Annotated in this window: 4 protein-coding genes; 3 read left to right on the plus strand and 1 reads right to left on the minus strand. The window is 40.6% G+C overall.

All coding sequences use genetic code 11. The annotated features are described in order from the left end of the window. Positions 1-266: 266 nt before the first annotated feature. Positions 267-839 (minus strand): C40 family peptidase, encoded by a 573-nt coding sequence (locus CRJ00_RS07960; RefSeq protein WP_099366343.1) that lies wholly within the window; start codon positions 837-839, stop codon positions 267-269. A gap of 480 nt (positions 840-1,319) precedes the next feature. Here CRJ00_RS07960 and thrA point away from each other — a divergent pair, with 480 nt between their 5' ends. Genes thrA through thrC form a run of 3 tightly spaced genes read left to right on the plus strand, consistent with a single transcriptional unit; the run spans position 1,320 to position 6,094 of the window. Beyond that, positions 1,320-3,767: a bifunctional aspartate kinase/homoserine dehydrogenase I gene (gene thrA / locus CRJ00_RS07965; RefSeq protein ID WP_099366346.1), complete on the plus strand. Its 2,448-nt coding sequence runs from the start codon at positions 1,320-1,322 to the stop codon at positions 3,765-3,767. A gap of 24 nt (positions 3,768-3,791) precedes the next feature. Next, the gene (locus CRJ00_RS07970; protein WP_099366347.1) at positions 3,792-4,748 is read left to right on the plus strand and encodes a homoserine kinase; all 957 of its coding nucleotides are present in this window, start codon (positions 3,792-3,794) and stop codon (positions 4,746-4,748) included. Positions 4,749-4,759: 11 nt separating this feature from the next. After that, positions 4,760-6,094: a threonine synthase gene (gene thrC / locus CRJ00_RS07975; RefSeq protein ID WP_099366344.1), complete on the plus strand. Its 1,335-nt coding sequence runs from the start codon at positions 4,760-4,762 to the stop codon at positions 6,092-6,094. The last annotated feature ends 288 nt before the right edge of the window (positions 6,095-6,382 follow it).

The following is a 6,382-nucleotide window of genomic DNA, read 5'->3' on the forward strand; positions in this document are numbered from 1 at the left end:
AACCCTACTTAAACCACGATTCTTACCCTAAATCAAACATATTTTGAAAGCTTTACATAAGAGCCATCGCCGGAAAATGGATAATAAAGGATAAGATTAAGGCGGGAAGATTGCTTCGTCGTGCCTCCTCGCAATGACGGGGCTGTCGTACCTCCTCGCAATGACGGAGATAGAATGAAATTATCTATTAGCTATATAAAAAAATAAAGTCCGAAAGTAAACACCTTCGGACTTTATTTTTTAAATATTATATATTAAAAATGGAACTAATTCAAATTTCCTTTTTCGTTGTTATTAGCATCAGCAGTCATCATTCTAGCGTTATCCAATTTCGGACGACCACCGTTGTAATAATAGCGTTTCCAATAAGCTTCATTTAGATTACTCACCATTACGCCTTTCGAAGAAGAGGCATGCGCGAATTTATCGTCTCCTAAATAAACACCTACATGCGTTATATTTCTACTTCTGATTTTGAAGAATACCAAGTCTCCTGCCTGTAATTCATTCTTACGGATAGGCGTTACATTATCGTATTGATTACGGCTGTTGTAGCCAATGGTCGTGTTGAATACATTTTCATACACCGCCAAAGAGAATTTAGAACAATCGATACCTCTTTTGGAATCACCTCCAAGACGGTAAGGAGTGCCTAACCACTCGTAAACAAATTGATAAAGTTTGGTATTTGTCGTCGCGTTTACCGCAACACCCATGATTTGGGAGAAGTATTCTTTTGCTAGATTATCCGGGTCTGAGGATCTTTGGTTAGTTTGAGCCTGCGAGAATAGACATAAGCCTATGAAGAGCATCACTGCCACTAGTTTCTTTGTTTTCATTAAATCGCTTTTATATACAACCTTTTAGCTCCTCGAATCGTCCAAAATTTATGACATTTTTCAAACGAGCTGAAGCAAATGTAAGACATACTGTATAGAATTCAAAACATTTTTTGATTCTTTTAACAAAGTTTTAACATATTTAACACTTCTTCTTTGTGGATAACTTTTGACAAAATCAAATTTATTTAGGCAGGTTTGAATAAAATCATCTCTCAATTGTTTAAACCAGTATTTTAAAAATATTTTAACAAATCCTCTTGTATGTAATAATATTTATAATATATTTGAAAAAACAAACAATAAATTGATGTATAACAGCACTATTATTATTACAATTATTATTACCACCGGGAGAAATCTAGCGGAGGAATGATTCTATTGTATAGTAATTAGTACAGATATAAGAAGCCTTCCTCATCCAGGAAGGCTTTTTTTTGTTGTGTATCAATGCTAAACAGTAAAAATAAACCCAAAAAAATGAAAGTTTTAAAATTTGGCGGAACATCCGTAGGTTCCGTAGAAAGTATTCAAGCCGTACTTCAGATCGTAAAGAAATCTTATGATGCTGGCGAAAAGCCTTTAGTTGTATTATCGGCCATGTCAGGAATCACTAATCTATTGACCAAGATGGCTGAAGATGCGGCAGAAGGGAAACCTTTTCAAGACGATCTTAAACTGATGGAAGACCGTCATTTTGAAGTCGTCAAAAAATTGATCGCTGTAAAATACCAAAACCCGGTCCTCACCAAACTTAAGCTCTTGATCAATGATCTGGAAGATCTTCTCCAGGGTATTGCTGTATTAAAAGAGTTGAGTGATCAAAGTAAGGACCTCATTGTTTCCTTTGGCGAACGTTGTAGCAATTTTTTGGTGGCCAAGATCATGGAGCAGGAAATACCGGTTTCCACTTATATCAATGCTTCCCATTACATAAAAACAGATGATAATTTTGGAAATGCACATTTGAATGAAGCCCTGAGCCATCAGCTTATCCAGGCTTTAGCATTAACCCACACTGATAAATTGTTGTTTGTAACCGGTTTTATTGGTTCCAACGACAAAGGCAGGATCACTACTTTAGGTCGTGGTGGTTCAGACTATACCGCTGCTATTTTCGGATCGGTGTTGAACGCTACAGCCATCGAAATCTGGACCGATGTTAATGGTATGCTAACAGCAGACCCTAGAATTGTAAAAAAGGCCTTCTCCTTACCGATTCTCTCTTATACAGAGGCTATGGAGCTTTCTTATTTTGGGGCAAAGGTAATCTATCCACCTACCATGGTGCCTGCCTTTATGAAAAAGATACCCATCGTTATCCGAAATACTTTCCAACCGGAATTTCCAGGCACGGTCATTCAGTTTGAAAGTGGAAAGTCCAATTTTCCTATAAAGGGAATTTCCTCTATTGCTGATGTATCCGTGATCAATCTAACCGGGAGTGGTATGGTAGGGAAATCCGGATTCAGTGGGCGTTTATTTACACTGTTGGCCAGAGAACAGATCAATGTCATTCTCATTACCCAATCATCGAGCGAACACAGTATTACCTTTGCTGTCCATCCCAATGATGCAAGAAAGGCCGTTAACCTGATCAAAAACGAATTTGAACTGGAATTAATGGCGAATAAATTGAGTGTCCCGGTACTGGAAGATGGACTTTCCATCCTCGCTATTGTAGGGGAAAACATGAAACGTACGCCTGGCATGTCCGGCCGGCTTTTTCATGCTTTAGGTAGGAACGGGATCAATGTGCGGGCAATAGCCCAGGGTTCTTCCGAATTCAACATCTCGGTAATTATCAATAATGAAGACCTATCCAAGGCTTTAAATGCAGTACATGATGCTTTTTTTGCTGAATTGAAAAAGACCTTGCATGTGTTCAATATTGGAACGGGAAACATTGGTTCCACGCTCTTTAAACAGCTACATGAACAACATGATTTTTTATTGGATCAAAATGATATTGAAATCAAAGTGGTCGGCATTTCCAATTCCAGGAAAATGGGCTTTAACCCGGAAGGGTTTGATTTGGGAAATTGGCAGGAAGAATTGGAAAACCAGGGGGAGGTCGCTGACTTGGGCACATTTATCGGCCAAATGAAAGCCCTTAATTTACCGAACTGCGTTTTTATTGATAATACAGCCAGTAAATTGCCTTCCACTTATTATGAGGAGATCTTCAGATCTAATATTTCCGTTGTTACCTGTAATAAGATTGCAAATTCAGGCGATTATGCCCAATATAGACTATTACATGATACCGCGAGAAAACATGGTGTAGATTTCTTTTACGAAACCAATGTTGGCGCAGGATTACCGATAGTACGGGTATTGAAAGATCTCATGATGAGTGGCGACCGCATCATCAAGATTGAAGCGATCCTGTCGGGCACCATTTCCTATATTTTCAATAATTTTAAAGGGGATGCTTCTTTTTATGAGGTGGTGAAAAAAGCTCAGGAACTGGGCTATACCGAACCGGATCCAAGAGATGACCTGGGTGGAATAGATTTTATGCGGAAAATGCTCATCCTTGCAAGGGATGCAGGTCATGCGATAGAATCGGAATCCGTAAAACTAGGCAATATCCTGCCGGAAAGTTGCCTTCAGGCCAGTTCTGTTGATGAGTTTTATGCGGAGCTATTAAAGGCGGATGAATTTTTCAATAAAATGAAATCGGAAGCTGCCAAGCAGAATAAAGTGATTCGCTATATTGGAACATTGGAAAATGGTGAAGTAGCCATCAATCTGCAGATGTTGGATGATAAACATCCATTTTATGCGCTTTCTGGATCTGATAATATTATTTCCTTCACTACAGAACGATATAAGGATAGACCTCTTGTCGTTAAAGGGCCTGGGGCAGGAGCGGAAGTAACAGCAGCAGGCGTTTTTGCTGATCTGGTGAATGTTGGTGCTTAATCATTGAAAATTAAAAAGAAAAAAATGTCTCAATTAATAAAAAAAGAAGTTCGCGTTTTTGCACCGGCAACAGTAGCCAATATGATCTGCGGTTATGATATCTTGGGTTTTGCGGTAGATAGTCCTGGAGATGAAGTATTCATGAAAAGAACGGAAAACCCAGGGGTGGTCATCCGATCAATTGAAGGAGATGATGGGCGATTGCCTTTAGATCCGGATAAGAATACGGTTTCGGCCTGCGTAAAAATGTATTTAGCACATCTTGGTCTTGAGAAAGAAGTGGGTGTGGAGATCGACCTGATCAAGCATATGCCAATCGGGAGTGGCTTAGGTTCAAGCTCAGCAAGTACGGTGGCTGGATTATTTGCCATCAATACCTTAATGGGGAACCCATTGAGCAAAGAAGAATTGATGCCTTTCTGTATAGAAGGCGAGCGTTTGGCTTGTGGCCATGGGCATGCCGATAATGTAGCGCCAGCATTAATGGGGGGCATTACCCTTATACGCGGTGGGGAGGGATTGGATATCATCAAATTGCCTGTGCCGCAAGAATTGGTGGCGGGAATCGTATTTCCACAGGTCGATGTGCCTACTCGGGATGCCAGGCAACTGATCAAAGAAAAAGTGGCGTTGAAAGATGCCGTAATCCAATGGGGAAATATAGCAGGATTGGTTTCCGGTATTTTTATGTCAGATTATGACTTGATTGCCCGGTCCATGCAGGATGTACTGATCGAACCAACCCGGGCCATTCTGATTCCAGAATTCTATGAAATGAAACGCATCGCGGAGGAAGCAGGGGTTTTGAGTTTCGGTATCTCCGGTTCTGGACCTTCCGTTGTGGCCATTTCCAAAGGCCATGAGGCTGCCCAGAAGGCGGTGGATGCTATTCAGCAACATTTGAATGAACAAGGTATTGAGAGCCTTCAATTTGTTTCCAAAGTGAATGTGGAAGGCCCTAAAGTATTATCCCAATCCTAATTTTATTGAACATGAAATATTACAGTACAAACAATAGCGATTTAAGGGTATCTTTTCAGGATGCTGTTTTCCATTCCTTACCTCAGGATAAAGGCTTATATATGCCAGAAAACATCCCGCAACTGGATCCCTATTTTATCCGAAATATCCAACAATATTCTTTTCAGGAGATCGCTTTTACGATTGCGAAAGCCGTAATAGGTACGGATATTCCAGAGAACGACCTAAAGCGTATCGTGTATGATGCAATAGATTTTGATGCTCCTGTTAAATTCTTGAGCCCTGAAGCTGCGGTTTTGGAATTATTCCATGGACCATCCTTTGCTTTCAAGGATTTTGGCGCCAGGTTCATGAGTCGGATCATGGGCTATTTCTCCAAAGATGGCGATCAATTATTGGATGTGTTGGTGGCAACTTCGGGTGATACGGGTGGCGCGGTTGCATTGGGGTTCTTGGGGGTGGAAGGTACGCGTGTTACGATCCTATATCCGAAAGGGAAGGTTTCTAAGGTGCAGGAAGATCAGTTGACCAAAAACGGAAACAATATTAGGGCTTTGGAGGTGAATGGCAGCTTTGACGATTGCCAGGCTTTAGTAAAACAGGCTTTCAATGATCCTTTATTGAATAAAGAACTGCGGTTGACATCTGCCAATTCCATAAACATTGCTCGATTGTTACCTCAGACGTTCTATTATTTTTGGGCCTATGCACAGTTGCGGGCACAGGGAATGAAGGAGGTGGTGTTTGCGGTGCCAAGTGGCAATTTTGGGAATATTGGGGCTGGGTTGTTGGCTTATAAGATGGGCTTGCCGGTTCATCATTTTGTGGCAGGAACGAATGTCAATGATACGGTTCCACGTTTTTTGGAGACGGGTGAGTATGATCCGAGATCTTCTAAACAGACCATTTCGAATGCCATGGATGTAGGGAATCCGAGCAATTGGGTTAGGATTTTGGATATGTTTGGGGAGGATAGGGAATCTTTGAAAGAATTGTTGAGTTCCTACGCTTTTGATGATGAGGAAACAAAGGCTGGCATGCAGGAATTGTATGAGGAGTTTAAGTATGTTGCCTGTCCGCATACTGCAATTGCGTATCTAGCGGCTAAGGCTTATCGGAAAGTTCATCCGGGAGAATATGCTTCGGTATTTTTATCTACTGCGCATCCTTGTAAGTTTCCTGAGGCGATTGCGGAGGAGATATATAAGGATGTGAAATTTCCTAAAGGTGCAGAGGATTGGGCAGGAAAGGAAAAACAGGTAACGGAATTGGATGTTAATTATGAGGATTTTCGGAGTTATTTGTTACACTTGCCCCGTCATCGTAAGTTTGTAGAAAAGTTATAGGAATTAAAGAGACAGAATATAATTTTGTATTTCATTTAGGATACAGCGAGAGAGGGAGTAAGATTTTTAATCGTCATTGGTCCTTGAGAGACCCTTCGCAATGTTAATCCCCCTCTCTTATTCCTATCATAAACTTGGACAGTTCATTAGGCCAGGAGCCTGTTTTTACGATTGATAAGTTATGATAAGAGCTGCTGTGATCCACAAATATGATATACAAATATGGTAACAGGTATTGATTGTTCAAAGGATTATTTTGACATTTCTGTCCAATCGGGAGAGAAAGAG

The sequence above is a fragment of the Sphingobacterium sp. 1.A.4 genome (assembly GCF_002734245.1).
Taxonomy (GTDB): Bacteria; Bacteroidota; Bacteroidia; order Sphingobacteriales; family Sphingobacteriaceae; genus Sphingobacterium; species Sphingobacterium tenebrionis.